Source organism: Streptomyces sp. 184 (assembly GCF_045781775.1).
Lineage (GTDB): Bacteria > Actinomycetota > Actinomycetes > Streptomycetales > Streptomycetaceae > Streptomyces.
The window spans coordinates 6,490,990-6,511,045 of sequence record NZ_CP123230.1; the positions used below are offsets into that span (position 1 = coordinate 6,490,990).

General features: G+C 73.9%; 12 protein-coding genes. 7 read left to right on the plus strand and 5 right to left on the minus strand.

Going from position 1 to position 20,056, the window contains the following annotated elements; translation table 11 throughout:
- Positions 1-211: 211 nt before the first annotated feature.
- The gene (locus tag QBL21_RS27620; protein ID WP_407564940.1) at positions 212-829 is read right to left on the minus strand and encodes a biotin transporter BioY; all 618 of its coding nucleotides are present in this window, start codon (positions 827-829) and stop codon (positions 212-214) included.
- Between the two features lie 351 nt (positions 830-1,180).
- Here QBL21_RS27620 and QBL21_RS27625 point away from each other — a divergent pair, with 351 nt between their 5' ends.
- From QBL21_RS27625 to QBL21_RS27635, 3 genes are all read left to right on the plus strand, one after another.
- Positions 1,181-2,629, plus strand: a complete 1,449-nt coding sequence (locus tag QBL21_RS27625; RefSeq protein ID WP_407564941.1) for an amino acid permease — start codon at positions 1,181-1,183, stop codon at positions 2,627-2,629.
- A 36-nt stretch (positions 2,630-2,665) separates the two neighbouring features.
- A complete protein-coding gene (pepN, locus tag QBL21_RS27630; RefSeq protein WP_407564942.1) occupies positions 2,666-5,272 on the plus strand; it encodes an aminopeptidase N in 2,607 nt (868 codons plus the stop codon).
- Between the two features lie 144 nt (positions 5,273-5,416).
- Entirely contained in the window at positions 5,417-6,511 is a 1,095-nt protein-coding gene (locus QBL21_RS27635; protein WP_407564943.1) for a hypothetical protein, read from the plus strand.
- A gap of 96 nt (positions 6,512-6,607) precedes the next feature.
- Here QBL21_RS27635 and QBL21_RS27640 read toward each other — a convergent pair whose 3' ends face one another.
- Positions 6,608-8,380, minus strand: a complete 1,773-nt coding sequence (locus QBL21_RS27640) for a TIGR03767 family metallophosphoesterase (protein WP_407564944.1) — start codon at positions 8,378-8,380, stop codon at positions 6,608-6,610.
- 368 nt (positions 8,381-8,748) lie between these two features.
- Between QBL21_RS27640 and QBL21_RS27645 the strand changes: the two genes are divergently transcribed.
- From QBL21_RS27645 to pepN (QBL21_RS27655), 3 genes are all read left to right on the plus strand, one after another.
- Positions 8,749-12,075, plus strand: a complete 3,327-nt coding sequence (locus QBL21_RS27645) for a S8 family serine peptidase (protein WP_407564945.1) — start codon at positions 8,749-8,751, stop codon at positions 12,073-12,075.
- A gap of 226 nt (positions 12,076-12,301) precedes the next feature.
- Positions 12,302-13,339, plus strand: a complete 1,038-nt coding sequence (locus QBL21_RS27650; RefSeq protein ID WP_407564946.1) for an aspartate-semialdehyde dehydrogenase — start codon at positions 12,302-12,304, stop codon at positions 13,337-13,339.
- A 260-nt stretch (positions 13,340-13,599) separates the two neighbouring features.
- Positions 13,600-16,182 (plus strand): aminopeptidase N, encoded by a 2,583-nt coding sequence (gene pepN / locus QBL21_RS27655; protein ID WP_407564947.1) that lies wholly within the window; start codon positions 13,600-13,602, stop codon positions 16,180-16,182.
- Positions 16,183-16,247: 65 nt separating this feature from the next.
- On the opposite strand, the gene QBL21_RS27660 is transcribed toward pepN (QBL21_RS27655), so the two are convergent.
- Together QBL21_RS27660 and QBL21_RS27665 are read right to left on the minus strand one after the other, a co-directional pair.
- Positions 16,248-17,030, minus strand: coding sequence for an SDR family NAD(P)-dependent oxidoreductase (locus QBL21_RS27660; protein ID WP_407564948.1), 783 nt, complete (start codon positions 17,028-17,030; stop codon positions 16,248-16,250).
- A gap of 231 nt (positions 17,031-17,261) precedes the next feature.
- Entirely contained in the window at positions 17,262-18,686 is a 1,425-nt protein-coding gene (locus QBL21_RS27665; RefSeq protein ID WP_407564949.1) for an RNA polymerase subunit sigma-70, read from the minus strand.
- Positions 18,687-18,862: 176 nt separating this feature from the next.
- Here QBL21_RS27665 and QBL21_RS27670 point away from each other — a divergent pair, with 176 nt between their 5' ends.
- A complete protein-coding gene (locus tag QBL21_RS27670) occupies positions 18,863-19,660 on the plus strand; it encodes a VOC family protein (RefSeq protein WP_407564950.1) in 798 nt (265 codons plus the stop codon).
- A 166-nt stretch (positions 19,661-19,826) separates the two neighbouring features.
- Here QBL21_RS27670 and QBL21_RS27675 read toward each other — a convergent pair whose 3' ends face one another.
- Positions 19,827-20,051, minus strand: coding sequence for a hypothetical protein (locus QBL21_RS27675; protein WP_407564951.1), 225 nt, complete (start codon positions 20,049-20,051; stop codon positions 19,827-19,829).
- Between the last annotated feature and the right edge of the window lie 5 nt (positions 20,052-20,056).

Here is a 20,056-nt window from a genome sequence, read left to right on the forward strand (position 1 = left end):
TGCCCGACCGACGATTGCCTCCCCTACGGTCATCCGGCCGCCCCCTGGTTCCTCGCGTCCCGGCTCCTCGTCGAACTCGGCCGCTGCCGGGTGGCACAGGACGAGATCGGCCTACCGGCTACGGAGAAGCGGACGACCCGGTGACCTCGTCCGCCCCGGCGCTGGAGCTGCCCCCCCGGCCGCGAAGCCGCCGGGGGGCGGGGGGTGGGGGTCAGCCCCGGTGGGCGCGGCCGGCGAGGTGCCAGGCGGCCGGTAGGGCGCCCATCGCCAGGGCGGCCTTCAGGGCGTCGCCGAGGAGGTACGGGGTGAGGCCGAGGGAGACCGCCTCGGTGAGGGAGACGTTCAGCGAGAGGGCCAGGTACGGCACGCCCACGCCGTAGATGACGACGCTGCCGACGACCATCGTGCCCGCCGTGCGCCACACGTCGCGGTCACCGCCGCGGCGGGCCAGCGCGCCGACGGCCACGGCGGCCAGCAGCATCCCGAGGACGTAGCCGAAGGACGGCATCCCCCACCCCGAGGAGCCCTCCGCGAACCACGGCATCCCGGCGACGCCCGCGACCGCGTACAGCGCGAGCGAGAGGAACGCCCGCCCGGTGCCCAGCGAGGCGCCGACGAGCAGCGCGGCGAACGTCTGCCCGGTGACCGGCACCGGCGAGCCCGGCACGGGCACGGAGAGCTGCGCGGCGGCGCCGGTGAGGGCCGCGCCGCCGGCCACGAGGGCGATGTCGCGCAGCCGGGCGCGGGCCGCGGTGGACGCGGGCAGCACGTCGGCGAGTACGGCGCCGGGGCGGGCCGGGCGCGGGGAGGAGACGGCGGCAGTGCTCATCGGGTTCTCCGGTCTCGGTTCGCGGGTCCGTCGCGGGGTACGAGGACGCTGCGTACGCTAGCCGACCGCCGGAGGCCGATCACCGTGGAAAGGTGCCAACCCGTTCCGCACAAAGCTGTCACTCCCCCGGATCCCCGCGGCTACCGGCCCGGAGGCAGGGGAGTCCGCATCCGGGCAGGTCACGTGAGATTGACCACACCGGGTTGAGGTTTCGCCCCGGCCCGAACTCCCGGCCGCGGGCCCGAGTCCCGCTGTAGAACCCCTCCAACGCCGCCTCGCACCGGCGAACCGCGTCCGGCGCGATGCCGCACACTGAATCGTTGCCACGCACTACCCCCCACAGGACACACCATGAGCGCAACCCCCCATGCCGACAGCACCCCCGGCCCGCCCGGCACTGCCGGCGCCACCGGCGCCGCCGCGGCGCACCCCGTCCCCGTACCGTCCGCCCTCGGCACCGGCCTCAAGCAGCGCCACCTGACGATGATCGCCCTCGGCGGCGTGATCGGCGCCGGGCTCTTCGTCGGCTCCGGCGCCGGCATCGCCGCCGCGGGCCCCGGCATCGTCCTCGCCTACGCCGTCTCCGGGCTGCTCGTGATGCTCGTGATGCGGATGCTCGGCGAGATGTCCGCCGCCAACCCCGCCTCCGGCTCCTTCTCCGTCCACGCCGAGCGCGCCCTCGGCCCGTGGGCGGGGCTCACCTCCGGCTGGATGTTCTGGACGCTGCTGGGCGTCGCCATCGCCGTCGAGGCCATCGGCGCCTCGCAGATCGTGACGGGCTGGCTGCCGGGCACCGAGTCCTGGATGTGGGTCCTGCTCTTCATGGCCGTCTTCTGCGTCACGAACCTGGCGGCGGTCGGCAACTTCGGCGAGGCCGAGTTCTGGTTCGCCGGTCTGAAGGTCGTGGCGATCGCCGCCTTCCTCGCCCTCGGCCTGCTCGCCGTGCTCGGCCTGCTGCCGGGCACCGACTCGCCCGGCACCGGGAACCTCACCGGGGCCGGCGACGGCTTCCTGCCGAACGGCTCGGAGGGGCTGCTCGTCGGCCTGCTCGCCTCGGTCTTCGCGTACGGCGGGCTGGAGAACGTGACCATCGCCGCCGCCGAGTCCACGGACCCGCGGCGCGGCGTCGCGCGCGCGGTGCGTACCGCGATGTACCGGATCGCGATCTTCTACGTCGGCTCCATGCTGGTCGTCGTCACGCTGATCCCGTGGGACGACCCGAAGGTGAAGTCCGGCCCGTACGCCGCCGCGCTCGACCACCTCGGCATCCCGGCAGCCGGCGAGGTGATGAACGTCGTCGTGCTGGTCGCGCTGCTGTCCGCGATGAACGCCAACATCTACGGCGCCTCGCGCATGGCGTACTCGCTGGTCGCCCGCGGCCAGGGCCCGCGCTTCCTGGGCAAGCTCACGCACCGGGTGCCGCGCCGCGCGGTCGTCGCCACCTGCTCCTTCGGCTTCGTCGCCGTGCTGCTCAGCTACCGCTGGCCCGACACCCTCTTCCAGTGGCTGCTGAACATGGTCGGCGCCGCGATCCTCGTGGTCTGGGGGTTCACCGCCGTCGCCCAGTTGCGCACCCGCCGGCGGCTGGAGCGCGAGTCGCCGGAGCTGCTGACGGTACGGATGTGGGCGTACCCGTATCTGACCTGGGCGGCGCTGGCCGGCATGGGCGGGATCCTGGTGCTGATGCTGCGCGAGCCTGACTCGCGTACGCAGTTGCTGACCACGGCCGCTCTGGCGGTGGCGCTGTCCCTCGTGGGCCTGGTACGTCAGCACCGCCACCGGGCTACCCCCATGACATGATTTCGCCTGTCGACCTGCGAGACGAAGGAGTCCCCCGTGCCCGGTGAGAACCTGACCCGCGAGGAGGCCCGGGAGCGCGCGCGGCTGCTGGAGGTCGAGGCGTACGAGGTCGAGCTGGACCTGCGCAGCGCGCCGGCCCCGGCGCCGGAGCCCTTCCGGTCGGTGACCACCGTGCGGTTCCGCTGCGCCCAGCCGGGCGCGGCGACCTTCCTCGACCTCATCGCGCCGGACGTCACCGCGGTGACCCTCAACGGCCGGGACCTCGACCCCGGGTCGGTCTTCGACGGCTCCCGGATCGAGCTTGCGGACCTGGCGGCGGAGAACGAGGTCGTGGTCGACGCATGGTGCGCGTTCAGCCGCACCGGCGAGGGCATGCACCGCTTCGTCGACCCGGAGGACGGCGAGGTCTACCTCTACACGCAGTACGAGCCGGCCGACGCCCGCCGCGTCTTCGCCACGTTCGAACAGCCGGACCTCAAGGCCCCGTTCACCTTCACCGTCACGGCGCCCGAGTCCTGGACCGTGCTCTCCGGCGCCGCCCTGGCCGGCCGGCCGGAGCGGCACCAGGACGGCTCCGCCACCTGGCGGTTCGAGCCGACGAAGCCGATCTCCACGTACATCACGGCCGTCGTCGCCGGCCCGTACACCCGGGTCGAGGACCGCTACACGCGCACGTTCGAGGACGGCCGGGAGCTGGTGGTGCCGCTCGGCGCGCTGTGCCGCAGGTCGCTCGCCCGGCACTTCGACGCGGACGACATCTTCACCGTCACCAAGCAGGGCCTGGACTTCTTCCACGACCACTTCGACTATCCGTACCCCTGGGGCAAGTACGACCAGGCGTTCGTGCCGGAGTACAACATCGGCGCGATGGAGAACCCGGGGCTCGTCACGTTCCGCGAGGAGTTCGTCTTCCGCGGCAAGGTCACCGACGCGGCGTACGAGCGCCGGGCGAACGTCGTGCTGCACGAGATGGCGCACATGTGGTTCGGCGACCTGGTGACCATGGAGTGGTGGGACGACCTGTGGCTCAAGGAGTCGTTCGCCGACTACATGGGCGCGCTGGCGCTCGCGGAGGCCACCCGGTTCACGGGGAGCTGGATCACCTTCGCCAACCGCCGCAAGGCGTGGGCGTACCGGGCCGACCAACTGCCCACGACGCACCCGATCACGGCCGACATCCAGGACCTGGAGGCCGCCAAGCTCAACTTCGACGGCATCACGTACGCCAAGGGCGCGGCGGTGCTCAAGCAGCTCGTGGCGTACGTCGGCCGGGACGCCTTCATGGAGGGCGCCCGCCGCTACTTCAAGCGGCACGCCTTCCGCAACACCCGGCTCGCCGACCTGCTGGCGGCGCTGGAGGAGACGTCGGGGCGGGACATGTCGGCGTGGTCCCGGTCGTGGCTCCAGACCGCCGGCGTCGACACCCTCACGCCGCAGGCGACGTACGACGCGAACGACCGGATCACCGAGCTGGCGATCCTGCGCGAGGGCCCCGGGAGCGGTCCGGGCGCCGCGGCCGGGGCGCCGCCGCGGCCGCACCGGGTGGCCGTCGGGCTGTACGCGCAGGAGGGCGCCTCCGGCGAACTGGTGCGCTACGCGCGCGCCGAGGCCGACGTCACCGACGGGCACGCCGTCGTCGCCGAGCTGGCCGGGCAGCCGCGCCCGGAGCTGATCCTCGTCAACGACGAGGACCTGACGTTCTGCAAGGCCCGCTTCGACGAGCGCTCCCTCGGCACCGTCCGCGACCGCCTCGGCGACCTCACCGACCCCCTCGCCCGCGCCATCGCCTGGGCCGCCGCCTGGGACCTCACCCGCGACGGCCTGATGCCCGCCCGCGACTACCTCGGGCTCGTGCAGCGCTTCGCCGGCCGCGAGACCGACATCGGCGTGCTCCAGGGGCTCCACCAGCAGGCGCACTACACCGTCGACCACTACACCGCCCCCGGCCACCGCGACGACGCCGAACGGCTCCTCGCCGAGGGCGCGCTGCGCGAGCTGCGGCTCGCGCCGCCCGGCAGCGACCACCAGTTGGCGTGGGCCCGCTTCTTCGCCTCCGTCGCCGGTACGGAACAGGACCTGCAACTGCTGCGCGGCCTCCTCGACGGGCAGGCGAAGATCGACGGGCTGGACGTCGACCAGGAGCTGCGCTGGGACGTGCTGCTCCCGCTCGCCGCCCACGGCGTCGCCGACGAGGCCGCCATCGACGCCGAACTGGCCCGCGACGACACCGCGTCCGGCAAGCGCCACCAGGTCCGCTGCCTGGCCGCCCGGCCGGACGCGCACGTCAAGGAGCGGGCGTGGAGGGCGGTCGTCGACTCCGACGAGCTGTCCAACGCGATCGTCGAGGCGACGATCTCCGGCTTCACCCGGCCGGGACAGCGCGAGCTGCTCGCGCCGTACGCGCCGCGGTACTTCGAGGCCATCGAGCGGATCTGGCGGGAGCGCACGATCGAGAGCGCCATGGCGGTCGTACGGGGCCTCTTCCCGGCGCTCCAGGCGCACCGGGGGACGCTGGACGCGACGGACGCCTGGCTGCGCGACACCGACGGCACGGCGCCGCCGGCGCTGCGGCGGCTGGTGTGGGAGGCGCGCGACGACCTGGCGCGTGCGCTGCGCGCGCAGGCGCGCGACGGACAGGGCTGACCCGCGCGGGGCGTGCCCCGTACGGAGTAATGGCTTCCCTGATCGGCAGTCGAACGTGTGCACTTTAGCCCTGACTTGTCCGTATTCTTCGACGGCCCTGTAACAGCGGTTAGGGGAGGGCGGGCGGCCGGGAATCCAGCGGCCATGAACGCGAACTCGCCCTTCCCCGCGCCGCTCAGCCCGCGCCCGCTCAGCCACGCCACCTGCGCCCGCCGCCGGGTGATGACCACCGGACAACTGCGCGAGCACGGCGTCGCCGCCGCCGACGCCGCGCAGCGCTGCCGCCCCGGCGGCCAGTGGCAGCAGCTCCTGCCCGGCGTCTACCTCCTGCACGCCGGGCCACCGACGCCGGAGGAGCGCCTGCACGCGGCCCTGCTGTACGCCGGGCAGGCGCCCGGCCGCGCGCCCGGCCGCGCCACCGTCCCCGGCCAGACCCGCGGCACGTCCGCCTCCGCCCCGGCGCAGGACGCCGACCCGGCCCCGTACGGCGACGCGATGATCACCGGTCTCGCGGCGCTCGCGCTGCACGGCTTCGCGGCGGCCCCGCCGCTGCTCGCGCTCGACCGAATCGACGTCCTGCTCCCCCGCACCCGCCGGCTGCGCTCCACCGGCCTCGCCCGCCTGGTCCGCACCCACACCCTCCCGCGCCCCGACCGCGTCACGGGCCTGCCCGTGGCCCCGGTCCCCCGCGCCCTGGCCGACACGGTCGGGGTCCTCACCGACGCCGCCGACGTGCACCGGCTGCTGACGGAGGCGGTCCGCGGCGGCCACTGCGAGGCGGCGGCGGTGGTGCGGGAGCTGAGCCGGGCCCGGCTGCTGGGCCGCCCGCACGTGAGCGACGCGGTCGACATCCTGATCGCCGAGGGCCGCGCGATGGCCGAGGGCCGCCTCTACGCCATGGTCGACACCCACGCCCTGCCCGACCCGCTGTGGAACGTCGACCTCCGCCTCCCCGGCGGTCCACACCTCGGCGGCGTCGACGCCTACTGGCCGGACCACGCGGTCGCCCTGGAGATCGACGCCCGCGCCCCCCGCCATGGCTCCTACGACGAGGAGGCCCTGTGGTCCCGGTACGCGAAGAAGCGGGAGACCCTGGAGCGGCTGGGCATCACCGTCGTCCACGTCACCCCGCGCAAGCTGCGCGAGTCACCGGAACAGCAGGCGGAGGTGGTACGCGCCGCGATGCTGGCCTCGGCGGAACGGGAGCAGACCACGCACGTGGTGGTCCTGCCGAGGTGACGGGCCGGCCCCGGGCCGGCCGCCCCGCCCGGTCCTGCGCACTCCGGCCGGGCGCGCGGCGGTGACACCCTCCCGCCGGCCCCCGGCCGGCGGGGGTCAACGGGTGCGCAGCAGCTCGGTGTTGCGGTCGGTCTCCAGACCCGCCAGGGCGCGGCGGCGCGGCGAGTGGGGGGCGTTGAGCGCGAGTTCGCGGTAGAGGGACGCGAGTCCGGCCTGGCCGAGGTCGCCGCCGTCCACGCGGTACGGGGCCGCCGACTCGATCAGCGTCGTGAACAGCGACAGCGTCCCGTCGCCGTTGTCCGCCAGCTCCACCACCCGGGCCAGTTGCGGGAAGTCCACGTGCGAGGCGGTGGTGATCTCCCACAGCCCGCCGGCGGCGTCGCCGTGCGGGGTGATCTCGTTGCGGTGGCTGTGCCCGTTCACCCACGCGACCACGTTGCGGTGGGCCAGCAGCAGTTCCAGCAGCTCCGCCCCCGTGTGCCGCTTGTCGTCCGGGCGGGAGGGGTCCGGCGTCGTGTTGTTCATCGACTTGCTGGTGTGGTGGCTGAAGACGACGACGTACGCGTCCCGGTGCTCGGCGAGCTTCCGCTCCAGCCAGCGCAACTGCGCCGTGCCCAGCGAGCCGCGGTAGTCGCCGCCCTCGTCTGTGGTGTCCAGGCTGATGCCGACGACGCCGGGGCCCGTCTCGCCGAGCGCGAAGTCGTAGTACAGCTCGCCGGAGGCGCGGTTGGCCTCGGTGTAGCCGTGGCCCACCGGGCCCGCCCCGGCGAAGCGCTGCTCCAGGTGTGCGGCCACGTACTCCTGCGACGTGAACGGCACACGCCGGGCGTCCGGCGTGACCGTGCGCATCAGGTGCCGCTGCGTGCGCAGCATCTCGGCGAACGCCTCGCCCCGCGGATCGGTGCCCGCGCGCAGGGAGTCGAACAGCGGCCCGGCGACGGACTCCGGCAGCGTCATCAGCTTGCGGTCACCGGCGGCGTACTCCGCGAAGTACGGCTGCCGGGCGGCGTAGCAGCCGCCGGGCAGCAGGTCGTGGTTGCCGACCGTGGAGTACCACGGCAGGTGCAGCCCCGGGCTCGTCACCTCGCGGGTCGCCGCCTGGAGGAAGCCGTCGACGCGCGGGAAGCCCAGCGCCTTGTCGGCGTCGCGCAGCGGGTCCTCCGGGTGCCAGTAGCGGTCGACGCCGCTGTTCTGGACGCCCTCGTACGACACGGGGTCGCCGCTGTTGGGCACGATCCGCCCGCCGCTCATCGCGGTGAGGTACCACTCCAGTTCCAGCGCGTTGTTGTTGTCGGTGTTGTCGCCGGTGGTGACGGCGCAGCCGAGGGCGAGCCCGGTGGCGGGCCCGGCGGACAGCGAGTTGACGCGCTCGATGAGCGCGACCGCGCCCGGCACGCTCAGCGCCTCCTGCGGGCGCCAGCCGTCGCCCACGCGCTCGCGGAAGTACTCCGAGCGCAGCGGCGTCTGCACGTCCACGATGTGCAGGTCGGTGAGCTGGACGAAGGCGGTGAGCGCGGTGCGCGTGTCCTCGCGGCGCGCGCCGGCGGCGCCCAGTTCGGCGCGTACGACCCGGGGCCAGCCCGCGCCCTCGGTCAGGTGCCGGTAGCCGCCGTGGCCGACGGCCGCCGCCGTCGTACGGATCGTGGTGCCCGACGACGAGGGCGCCGGCGGCGCGCCGGGCGCGAGCCCGCGTGCGCCGGCCCGCGAGGCCAGCGCGGGCGGCCCGGCGGAGCGCGCGGTCGCCTGCGGCTGCCCCGGACCGAGGGCCAGACCGAGGCCGGCGGCCGTGCCCGCGGCCCCGGCGGCGCCCAGGAGGACGGCGCGCCGGCGGGGGCCCGGGGGCCTGGTGGACGTGGTTTCGCGGTGCATCGGCGCTCCTGAGGGGGACGAGCGGGAGGCTTCGACGCGGGTGGGTGCACCCGTACACTCGGAGCCTTGGCACGCCGGGTGACCTGCTACTTAACGCAACCGGAACGACGGCGGCCGGGAAGCCCACAAATACCTTCACCGGCCGATAACACCGCGCAATGGACACGCGATCCTCGCCCGTTCGAGTGGCCGCGGTCACCGTGGGTTCATCGCGGCGGGAACGCGCCGCACACCCCCTCCTGGCGGCTATGCGCCAACGCCGCAATCCGCCACACGCAACTCCCCCCGCACACGAGTGACTTGCTGATAGATATGCGGACAGTCGGCACCGGATGCCGGTTTCCACACAGGTGGGGGTTGAACAAGAGATGACGATCTCTCCCAGACGCACACCCGGACGCATACCGGGGGGCGGACGGCCGCGCGCCGCCGCCCGAATAGCCCTCGCGGCCGGACTGGCCGCCGCGCTCACCGCGACCGGCTCGGCGGCCACGCAGGCCGCGGAGGGCGCCCCGGAGCCCGACCGGCCCAAGGCCGCGGCGGACAAACTCGGCGCGAAGGACGCGGAGCTGCTCGCCGAGGCGAAGGCGGGGGGCGACAAGAACGTCACGCTGCTGGTGGCCGTGAAGCCCGGGGAGACGGCCGAGGTCGCCGACACCTTCCGCGGCGTACGCGGCGCCTCCGTGGGCCGTACGCACGACAGGCTCGGCTACGTCCGCGCCACGGTGCCCACCGGCCGCGCCGACGCCGCCATCGCCAGGGCAGCGAAGATGTCCGCCGTGCACGGCATCGATCTGAACGAGGAGATCGAGCTGCCCGACCCGCGGCCGGACGCCGACCGCGCCCGCGGCGACAAGGGGGGCACCGGCAGCGGCGCCCAGGGCGCCTACCCGGCCCCCGACCGCTCGACGCCGGCGAAGAACCCGTACCAGCCGGCCCACGAGACCGGCGCCGTCGACTTCGTCAAGCAGCACCCGAAGGCCGACGGCCGCGGCATCACCATCGGCATCCTCGACTCCGGCGTCGACCTCGCCCACCCCGCGCTGCGCAAGACCACCACCGGCGAGCGCAAGATCACCGACTGGGTGACGGCCACCGACCCGATCGTGGACGGCGACCGCACCTGGCGCGCGATGGTCACCGACGTCTCCGGCCCGTCGTTCACGTTCAACGACCGCGAGTACACCGCCCCGCGCGGCGCCTACTCCGTCTCCCTCTTCAGCGAGAACGCCACGCTGGGCGGCGAGATGCAGGGCGACCTGAACCGCGACGGCGACACCACCGACTCCTGGGCGCTGCTGTACGACGCCGCCGCCGGCACCGTCCGCGTCGACCTCGGCGACGACGGCGACTTCCGCAACGACAAGCCGATGGCCCCGTACGGCGAGGACCACAAGTTCGCCTACTTCGGCGCCGACGACCCGGCCACGGCGATCGCCGAGGCGATCCCGTTCGTCGTGGAGATCCGCAAGGACGTCCCGATGGACCCGTACGGCGGGGACTGGATCGGCAAGAAGGAGGACTTCGTCAACGTCGGCGTCGTCGAGGGCGCGCACGGCACCCACGTCGCCGGCATCACCGCCGCCAACGGCCTCTTCGGCGGCCGGATGAACGGCGCGGCGCCCGGCGCCAAGCTCGTCTCCTCCCGGGCCTGCACCTGGAGCGGCGGCTGCACCGCGGTCGCGCTCACCGAGGGCATGATCGACCTGGTCGCCAACCGCGGCGTCGACGTCGTCAACATGTCGATCGGCGGCTTGCCGCCGCTCAACGACGGCAACAACGCCCGCGCCGAGCTGTACAACCGGCTCATCGACACCTACGGCATCCAGCTCGTCATCTCCGCGGGCAACGACGGCCCGGGCGCTAACACGATCGGCGACCCCGGCCTGGCCGACAAGGTCATCAGCGTCGGCGCGGCCGCGTCCCGCGAGACCTGGGCCGCGAACTACGGCAGCCGCGTGGAGAAGAAGTACGCGATGATGCCGTTCTCCTCCCGCGGCCCGCGCGAGGACGGCGGCGCCACCCCGACGATCACCGCGCCGGGCGCGTCGGTCAACACCATCCCGACCTGGCAGCCCGGCGAGCCCGTCCCCGAGGCCGGCTACGAGCTGCCGCCCGGCTACGGCATGCTCCAGGGCACCTCGATGTCCTCGCCGCAGACCGCGGGCGCCGCGGCGCTGCTGCTGTCCGCCGCCGAGCGCGAGGGCATCGACGTCACCCCGAACTCGCTGCGCACCGCGATGACCTCCACCGCCGACCACATCCCCGGCGTGCAGGCGTACGCGGAGGGTGCCGGCCGGGTCGACGTCGTCGACGCCTGGGACTCCCTGGAGGACGGCGCCACGGCGTACGAGTACGACGTGAAGGCGCCCGTCGACACCGTGCTCGGCGGCTTCCTCGCCACCCCCGGCGTGGGCAGCGGCGTCTACGACCGCGAGAGCGGCCCGGCGCGCGGCGAGTCCGAGACGTACGAGATCACCCTCACCCGCACCTCCGGACCGGCCGGCGGCACGCCGCACGAGCTGGAGTGGCAGGGCAACGACGGCACGTTCAAGCTGCTCGGCGACGACGACGTCACGCTGCGCCGCGGCCAGCCGCTGACCGTCCGGGTGCAGGCCAAGCCGCGCTCCGCGGGGCTGCACAGCGCCGCGCTGCTGGTCGACGGCAAGCGCACCGAGGGCATCGACCACCGGGTGCTGACGACGGTGGTCGGCTCGCAGGAGCTGGCGGCGCCGGCGTACGGGTACCAGGTGTCGAACAAGGTGCAGCGCAACGACCACCGCTCGTACTTCGTGAAGGTCCCCGAGGGCGCGAAGACCCTTGAGGTGGCGATGAGCGGGCTGAAGGGCAAGAGCCAGACCCGCTGGATCGCGATCGACCCGTGGGGCATTCCGGTCGACGAGACCTCGACGCCGTTCTGCTACAACAACTACGACAACCCGGCGAACACCTGCCGCCCCGACCTGCGCTCCTACGACGAACCGATGCCGGGCGTGTGGGAGATCGAGGTCGAGTCGCGGCGCACCTCGCCGGAGCTGGACAACCCGTTCACGGTCGAGGCGACCGCGCTCGGCGCGGCCTTCGACCCCGAGGTGCAGACGATCGAGGAGGCGAAGGTCGGCACGCCGAGCCCGGTGGAGTGGACCGTCACCAACGAGTTCGCGCCGGTGTCCGGCAAGCTCGCCGGCGGGCCGCTCGGCTCGGGTCTGTCGACCCGGCCGAGCATCGCGAACGGTGAGACGCAGACCACGGAGATCGAGGTCGCCGAGGGCGTCACCCGGCTCGACGCGGTGATCGGCGCCACCTCCGACGCCAACGCGGACCTGGACCTGACGCTCTACCGCGACGGTGTGCAGGTGGCGCAGGCCGCGGACGCCGACTCGGAGGAGGGGGTCTCCCTCGCCGACCCGGAGCCCGGGACGTACACGGTGGAGGTCTTCGCCTACGACGTGCCAGCGGGCACGACGGAGTACGACTACCGCGACGTGTACTTCTCCCCGGCGCTGGGCGAGGTGGGCGTCGGCGACGAGCCGGTCGAGCTGGCCAGCGGCGAGAGCACCGAGGTCGCGGCCGAGGTCACGGTGGCGGCGCCCGGTCCGCAGGGCCGCGAGTTCTTCGGCGAGGTGCAGTTGCAGAACGCCCGCGGCACGGCGGCGGGCGCGGGCAGCGTGCGCATCGGGACGGTGGTGCCGTAGCGGCGGCTGCCCGTACGCGCGCGCCGGTGTGCGCGGCGCGTACGTCCTGAAGGAACCCGCGGGGGCGGGACGCCGCAGTGCCGGTGTCCCGCCCCTGTGGCGTGTGTCTCAGTTCGCCGCGGGGGGTCGCCCGGGGCGGGCGGCTGGGCAGGGGAAACGACTGGAGCCAGCCGCCCGGCGCCCGGCATCATGGAGGGCGCACCCCGCACCTGTGAAACGGAGAGCCATGAAGATCGGAATCGTCGGAGCCACCGGCCAGGTCGGCGGAGTGATGCGCGACATCCTCGCCGAGCGGGCCTTCCCGGTGGACCAGCTTCGCCTGTTCGCGTCGGCCCGGTCCGCGGGGCGCACGCTGCCGTGGCAGGGCGCTCCCGGCGGTACGGTCACGGTCGAGGACGCCGGCACCGCCGACTACTCCGGGCTCGACATCGTGCTGTTCTCCGCCGGCGGCGCCACCTCCAGGGCGATCGCCGAGAAGGTCGCGGCGCAGGGCCCGGTCGTGATCGACAACTCCTCCGCGTGGCGCCGCGACCCCGACGTGCCGCTGGTCGTCTCCGAGGTCAACCCGCACGCGGTGGCCGACCGCCCCAAGGGCATCGTCGCCAACCCGAACTGCACCACGATGGCCGCGATGCCCGTGCTCAAGCCGCTGCACCGGGAGGCGGGCCTGGTCTCCATGGTCGTCGCCACCTACCAGGCGGTCTCCGGCTCCGGCCTGGCCGGCGTGGAGGAGCTGTTCCGGCAGGTCCGCGCCGCCGGCGAGGACGCGCCGAAGCTGACCCGGGACGGCGCCGCGGTCGCCTTCCCCGAGCCGGAGAAGTACGTGGCCCCGATCGCGTACAACGTGCTGCCGCTGGCCGGCTCCCTCGTCGACGACGGGCTCGACGAGACGGACGAGGAGCAGAAGCTGCGCCACGAGTCGCGCAAGATCCTGGAGATCCCGGAGCTGAAGGTCTCCGGCACCTGCGTCCGCGTCCCGGTCTTCACCGGGCACTCGCTCCAGGTCAACGCGCGCTTCGCCGAGCCGCTGAGCCCCGCGCGGGCCGCGGAGGTGCTGGCCGGAGCGGAGGGCGTGGCGCTCGCGGACGTGCCGACGCCGCTGGGCGCGGCGGGGCGGGACGTGTCGTACGTGGGCCGCATCCGGCGCGACGAGACGGCGGAGAACGGGCTCGCGCTGTTCCTCTCGGGGGACAACCTGCGCAAGGGCGCGGCGCTGAACGCGGTGCAGATCGCGGAGCTGGTGGCGGCCGAGCGGCGGTCCTGAGGAGGGCGACACGGGGTCGGCCAGCCGCCGGCCGCTGGGTGGTTGACCCGGAAGCCGACCGGGCGGCTGACCGACGGCTGATACGCGACCGACCGGCGATCGGCGGTGTTCGACCGGTGGCCCGGCCCGGCGCCGGGCCGGGTTTTCCACAGGCGGTACGGGCCGTACGGCCGGGGTGCCGCCGTCATCCACAGGCCGCTCCGCGCAGGCGTCCGGCGTGCGAGGATTGCGGTCAGTCGTAGGGGTAAGGAGTAGCCCAGGTGCCTGGCACGAATCTGACCCGGGAAGAGGCGCGGGAGCGCGCGCGCCTGCTGAAGGTGGACGCGTACGAGATCGACCTCGACATCTCCGGCGCCAAGGAGGCCAAGGAGGGGGGCACCTTCCGGTCGGTGACGACGGTGCGGTTCTCGGCCGCCGAGGACGGCGCGGAGACCTTCGCCGACCTCGTCGCGCCCGAGGTGCACGAGGTGGTGCTGAACGGCACCGCGCTCGACGCCGCCGAGGTCTTCGCCGACTCCCGGATCACCCTGCCGGGGCTGCGCTCGGGGCCGAACGTGCTGCGGGTCGTCGCCGACTGCGCGTACACCAATACGGGTGAAGGACTGCACCGCTTCGTCGACCCGGTGGACGGCGAGACGTACCTGTACACGCAGTTCGAGGTCCCCGACGCGCGCCGGGTGTTCGCGAACTTCGAACAGCCGGACCTGAAGGCGACGTTCGCGTTCACGGTGACCGCGCCGGAGGGCTGGCAGGTCATCTCCAACTCCCCGACGCCCGAGCCGGCGGACGGGGTGTGGCGCTTCACGCCCACGCCGCGGATGTCGACGTACATCACCGCGCTGATCGCCGGGCCGTACGCGTCGGTGCACGGCACCTGGGAGGGCGACGGGCGGACGGTGCCGCTGGGCGTGTACTGCCGGCCGTCCCTCGCCGAGTACCTGGACGCGGAGGCGATCTTCGAGGTCACGCGGCAGGGCTTCGACTGGTTCCAGAAGCGCTTCGACTACCCGTACCCGTTCGAGAAGTACGACCAGCTCTTCGTCCCGGAGTTCAACGCCGGCGCGATGGAGAACGCGGGCGCGGTCACCTTCCGCGACCAGTACGTGTTCCGCTCCAAGGTCACCGACGCGGCGTACGAGATGCGGGCCGACACGATCCTGCACGAGCTGGCCCACATGTGGTTCGGCGACCTGGTGACCATGGAGTGGTGGAACGACCTCTGGCTGAACGAGTCGTTCGCCACCTACTCCTCCACCGCCTGCCTCGCCCAGGCCCCCGGCTCGCGCTGGCCGCACGCGTGGACGTCGTTCGCGAACCAGATGAAGACCTGGGCCTACCGGCAGGACCAACTGCCGTCCACCCACCCGATCATGGCCGAGATCGCCGACCTCGACGACGTGCTGGTCAACTTCGACGGCATCACGTACGCCAAGGGCGCCTCGGTGCTCAAGCAGCTCGTGGCGTACGTCGGCGAGGACGAGTTCTTCCGCGGCGTGCAGGCGTACTTCAAGCGCCACGCCTTCGGCAACACCCGGCTGAGCGACCTGCTCGGCGCGCTGGAGGAGACCAGCGGGCGCGACCTGGCGGCCTGGTCCAAGGCGTGGCTGGAGACCGCCGGGATCAACGTGCTGCGGCCCGAGCTGGAGACCGACTCCGACGGCGTGGTCAGGTCGTTCGCCATCCGCCAGGAGGCCCCCGCGCTGCCCGCCGGCGCCAAGGGCGAGCCGGTGCTGCGCCCGCACCGCATCGCCATCGGGCTGTACGAGCTGAAGGACGGCCGGCTGGTGCGCACCGACCGGCTGGAGCTGGACATCGACGGCGAGCTGACCGACGTGCCGCAACTGGCCGGCCGGCCCCGCCCCGCCGTCGTCCTGCTCAACGACGACGACCTCACCTACGCCAAGGTCCGGCTGGACCCCGCCTCCCTGGACGTGGTGACCCGCCACCTCGGCGACTTCGAGACCACCCTGCCGCGGGCCCTGTGCTGGGCGTCGGCCTGGGACATGACCCGCGACGGCGAACTGCCCACCCGCGACTACCTGGACCTCGTCCTCTCCGGCATCCGGAAGGAGAGCGACATCGGCGTGGTGCAGTCCCTGCACCGCCAGGTGAAGCTGGCCCTCGACCTCTACGCGGCGCCCGACTGGCGCGAGACGGGGCTCGCCCGCTGGTCGGCGGAGACGGAGACCCAGCTCCACGCCGCCGAGCCGGCCGGCGACCACCAGCTCGCCTGGGCCCGCGCCTTCGCGGCCACCGCCCGCACCGAGGGCCAACTGGACCTGCTCGCCGGCCTGCTCGACGGCTCCCGCACCATCGAGGGCCTCGACGTCGACACCGAGCTGCGCTGGACGCTGCTGCACCGGCTGGCCGCCACCGGCCGCGCCGGCGAGGACGCCATCGCGGCGGAGCTGGAGCGCGACAAGACCGCCGCCGGCGAACGCCACGCGGCCTCGGCCCGCGCGGCCCGGCCCACGGCGGCGGCGAAGTCGCGGGCGTGGACGGATGTCGTCGAGGAGGGCAACCTCGCCAACGCGGTGCAGGAGGCGGTGATCGGCGGCTTCGTCCAGACCGACCAGCGGGACCTGCTGGCCCCGTTCACGGCGAAGTACTTCGACGCGGTCAAGGACGTCTTCGAGTCCCGCAGCCACGAGATCGCCCAGCAGATCGTCGTCGGCCTCTACCCGTCCCTCCAGGTCTCCCAGGCCACCCTGGACGCGACGGACACCTGGCTGGCCGAGGCCCAGCCGCCCCCGGCCCTGCGCCGCATGGTCACGGAGTCCCGCGCCGGCGTCGAGCGCGCCCTCCGCGCCCAGCAGGCCGACGCAGCCGCGGCCACACCCTGACCCCCTGCCCCCGACCCCACGGGCCCCCGGCACCGCCGGGGGCCCGCACGCGTCCCCGCCGGGGCTCAGCTTGTGAACATGGCGGTGGCGTTGATCCAGGTGCCGGTGACCGCTCCTGCGCGGGGGGAGGCGAGGAAGGCGGCGAGGTCGGCGATCTCCTGGAGGCGGGGGGAGGACGGGAGCATGCGGAGGTCGTCGAGGGTGGCAAGGACGCCGCGGAGGGCTTCCGGGGTGGCCATCGACGGGTTGACCGCGCCGAGCTTCTGCGGGGTGAGGGTCTCCGGGACGCCGGCGGCCCACAGGCCGACGGCGCGGACGCCGCGGGGGCCGAGTTCCTGGGCGAGGGCGCGGACGAGGCTGTCGATCGCCGCGTCCGCGGGGCAGGTGCCGCCCATCATCGGGCTGGTGTGGGACGAGCCGCTGTCGAGCGCCAGGATGACGCCGGAGCCCTGCTCCGCCATGCGCCTGCCCGCGGCGCGGGCGGTGATGAAGTTGGTGGTGAGGCCGCCGGTGACGCAGGAGACGTAGTCCGTGACGGACAGGTCGACCAGCGGGGTGCCCTGCACGTCGTTGCGGGTGATCAGGTTGATGCTCACGTCGATGGAGCCCGCCTCCGCCGCCACCCGGGCCGCGTGCTCCTCCACCGCGCGCTCGTCCAGTGCGTCGACCACGGCCGCGTGGGCGGTGCCGCCGGACTCGGTGATGTCCCTGGCGACCATCTCGACGTTCGCCGCGTGCCGGCCGGCGAGGTGGACGTGGGCGCCCTCGCGGGCGAAGGTGCGGGCCACCGCGGCGCCGATGGCTCCGCCGGCGCCGTAGACGATCGCGTTCTTGTTCTCCAGCAGCATGGTCGCTCCTCGGCTGTGGTCATCGAGTGGTGTCGGCCATGAGACGCATGCGGGGCGGGTCAGTCATCGCTCCCCGCCGGGCGCGGCGGCGCGGGCGGCGGTGTTCGCCCGAATGCCCGCCCCGGGCAGGACGCCCGGCGCCATCGGGGTGACCGGCCTGCGGCGTACGCGGGTGGGCGTTCCGGGGCACCGCCGGGATGCCCGCACTCCGCCGTACGTCAGGCCCGCTCCTCAGAGCGTCATCGGGAGCCCGAACGCGGGCAGCAGGTGCGGCTCGAACGTGGTGATCTCGGCTATCCGCCCTCCGGCACGGGCCGTGCCCCCGGTCACCCGCAGCACCTCCAGCGTCTGCGCCCGGTACACCGTCGTGCCCGGCCGGCGCACGTAACCGGCGACCGCGGGGCGGCCGTTGGCGCGGGTGGGGACATGCCGCCAGTCGCCGAAGAAGGCGGGCAGGGCCGGGTCGAGCGACTGGGCGACGAAGTCCGCGATCGTCTGCCTCCCGACGAACCAGAACGGGTTCGGCGGCATCGTCAGCTTCGCGTCCTCCGTCAGCACGGCCGCCATCGCCGCCATGTCGAGCCGCTCGGCCGCCTCCCGGTACCGCTCGACGACCGCCAGCTCCGCGGACGTCGGCGGCGTCGGCGGCGCCCACTCGGCGCGCTTGCCGGCGGGCAGGTGCGCGCGCAGCGCGGGCCGGGCGCGCTGGAGGGCGCTGTTCACCGCGGCGGTGCTCAGGTCGAGCAGGCCGGCGGTCTGCGCGGCGGGCAGGCCGACGACGTCGCGCAGGACGAGCACCGCCCGCTGGCGCGGCGGCAGGTGCTGGAGCGCGGTGACGAAGACCAGGTCGACGGTCTCGCGGGCGACGGCCAGGGCCTCCGGGCCGGCGTCGGCGGCGGGCACGTCGGCCAGCAGCTCGTCGGGGTAGGGCTGGAGCCAGGTGACGCGGACGGGCGGCTCGGCGTCGCCGTGGGTCATGCCGGGCAGGCGCTCGTAGCGGGCGGGGGTGCGGGAGTGGCGGCGGAGGTGGTCGAGGCAGGTGTTGGTGGCGATGCGGTAGAGCCAGGCGCGTACGGCGGCGCGGCCCTCGTAGGTCTCGCGGCGGCGCCACGCCTTGAGGAAGGTCTCCTGGACGAGGTCCTCCGACTCGTCGTACGAGCCGGTCATCCGGTAGCAGTGGACCTGAAGCTCGCGGCGGTACGTCTCCATCAGCCCGGCGAAGTCCGCGTCGTCGGGAGCCTCCGGGGCGCCGGAGGTGTCCGGTGGCGGATTCGTCACGGGCGGCGGCGTGACGTTTTCCGGCGAGACGTTTTCCTGCGAGACGTTTTCCTGCGTGCCGTCCGTCCGGGCCTGCGTGCCGCCTTCCGCCGCGTCCCGCGCCGTACGCGCGATGCGCCGCAGCCGCCCCACCGACGACGACAGCTCCGTCACCTCCGCGTAGAACGTCCCCGGCGGCTGCGGCGTGAGCCGCCCGGCGCGCTCGGCGACGTCGGAGATCAGCTCCCGCACGGAGCCGACCGCCCCGGGGGCGCTGCGCTCGCGGTAGGCGCGCTGGCGGCAGGCGGCGGAGCAGTAGACGGACGTACGGCCCCGGCGGCCGGCGCGGGGCGGCAGCGGCCGGCCGCAGGCCGCGCAGGTGTCGTCCGGTACGGACACGGCCCCTCCCCCGGTCAGCGTCACGCGGTGTGTACGTGACGCAATTCTGCCAGCGCCCGTCGGCCCCGGGGTCCGCCGCCCCCGCCCCGCCCGCGCGCGGGCGGCGGGCCGCGGGGCTAGCGTGAGAAGTGCAGAAATCCACGCATTCCCCCCAGCCTCGGAGGAGGCGACCGATCATGACCGTACGACCCGAAGGTGCACCCTGCTGGGCGGACGCGACCTTCCCCGACCTCGACTCCGCGAAGAGCTTCTACGCCGACGTCTTCGGCTGGACCTTCGAGGACGGCGGCGAGGCCGCCGGCCACTACACCCAGGCGTCCGCCGACAGCGGTGTCGCCGCCGGGCTGGCCCCGCCGATGCCGGGCACGCAGGACGCCGAGGCGGACTGGATGCTGTACTTCGCCACGCCCGACGCCGCCGCCACCGCCGGGCACGTCGGCGAGCACGGCGGCCGGGTCGTGACGGGCCCGATGGAGGTCGGCTCGTACGGCACGATGGCGATCGCCGAGGACCCGGACGGCATCCGCTTCGGCCTGTGGCAGTCGGGCAGCCACGAGGGCTTCGCCGCGATCGGCGAGCCCGGCACCTTCTGCTGGGCGGAGGTCGACACCCGCAACCCCGAGCACGCCGACGCCTTCTTCCCCGAGGTCTTCGGCTACCGGGTGCGCAGGATGCAGGACGACACCATGGACTACGCGGTGTGGAGCCTCGGCGACGGCGACCCGCTGCTCGGCCGGGCGCAGATGAGCGGCAACGTCTTCCCCGCCGGGACGCCCCCGCACGTGGGCGTCTGCTTCGCGGTGGACGACTGCGACCGTGCCGTGGAGACGACGGAGCGGCGCGGGGGCAGCGTGACGTTCGGGCCGCAGGACTCGCCGTTCGGGCGCATGGCGACGCTGAAGGACCCGCAGGGCGCGTCGTTCACGGTGATCAACGTCAACCGGACGGTCGGGGAGATGCCGGAGTTCGCCTGAGCGGGCGGACGCCGAGCCCAAGCGACGGGCCCGGGCGCCGGTCCGCCCGGACCCGGCCTCCGGCCACCCCGGGCCAGGGCGCTCGTGCCCATGCCCGTACGCGCGCCAAAAGCGCCCGCCCCTGGGTACGGAGCAGGCGCCTGCGCGTGGCGTACGGCCGGGGCCGTCAGCCCTTCTTCTTCTCGGCGGCGACCACCAGTCCGGCGATCACCGCGAAAGCGACCAGCGGGGTGAGCACGAAGAGACCGAGGGTCTCCGCGACGCTCAGCCCGGGGCCCGGGTCGTCGCCGTCGTCGCGGTTGAGCGCGGAGGCGGCGGGGGACGACATCAGCATGAGCAGCGCCGTCCCGGCGGTAAGTGCACCGGCGCGCAGGGTCTTCTTCCTGTTCACGCTCA

Bases quoted from the DNA above. Each gene is read 5' to 3' on its own strand.
- QBL21_RS27625 (WP_407564941.1), top strand. From the start codon at position 1,181: ATGAGCGCAACCCCCCATGCCGACAGCACCCCCGGCCCGCCCGGCACT.
- QBL21_RS27670 (WP_407564950.1), top strand. From the start codon at position 18,863: ATGACCGTACGACCCGAAGGTGCACCCTGCTGGGCGGACGCGACCTTC.
- QBL21_RS27660 (WP_407564948.1), bottom strand. From the start codon at position 17,030: ATGCTGCTGGAGAACAAGAACGCGATCGTCTACGGCGCCGGCGGAGCC.
- QBL21_RS27620 (WP_407564940.1), bottom strand. From the start codon at position 829: ATGAGCACTGCCGCCGTCTCCTCCCCGCGCCCGGCCCGCCCCGGCGCC.
- QBL21_RS27640 (WP_407564944.1), bottom strand. From the start codon at position 8,380: ATGCACCGCGAAACCACGTCCACCAGGCCCCCGGGCCCCCGCCGGCGC.
- QBL21_RS27635 (WP_407564943.1), top strand. From the start codon at position 5,417: ATGAACGCGAACTCGCCCTTCCCCGCGCCGCTCAGCCCGCGCCCGCTC.
- QBL21_RS27645 (WP_407564945.1), top strand. From the start codon at position 8,749: ATGACGATCTCTCCCAGACGCACACCCGGACGCATACCGGGGGGCGGA.
- QBL21_RS27650 (WP_407564946.1), top strand. From the start codon at position 12,302: ATGAAGATCGGAATCGTCGGAGCCACCGGCCAGGTCGGCGGAGTGATG.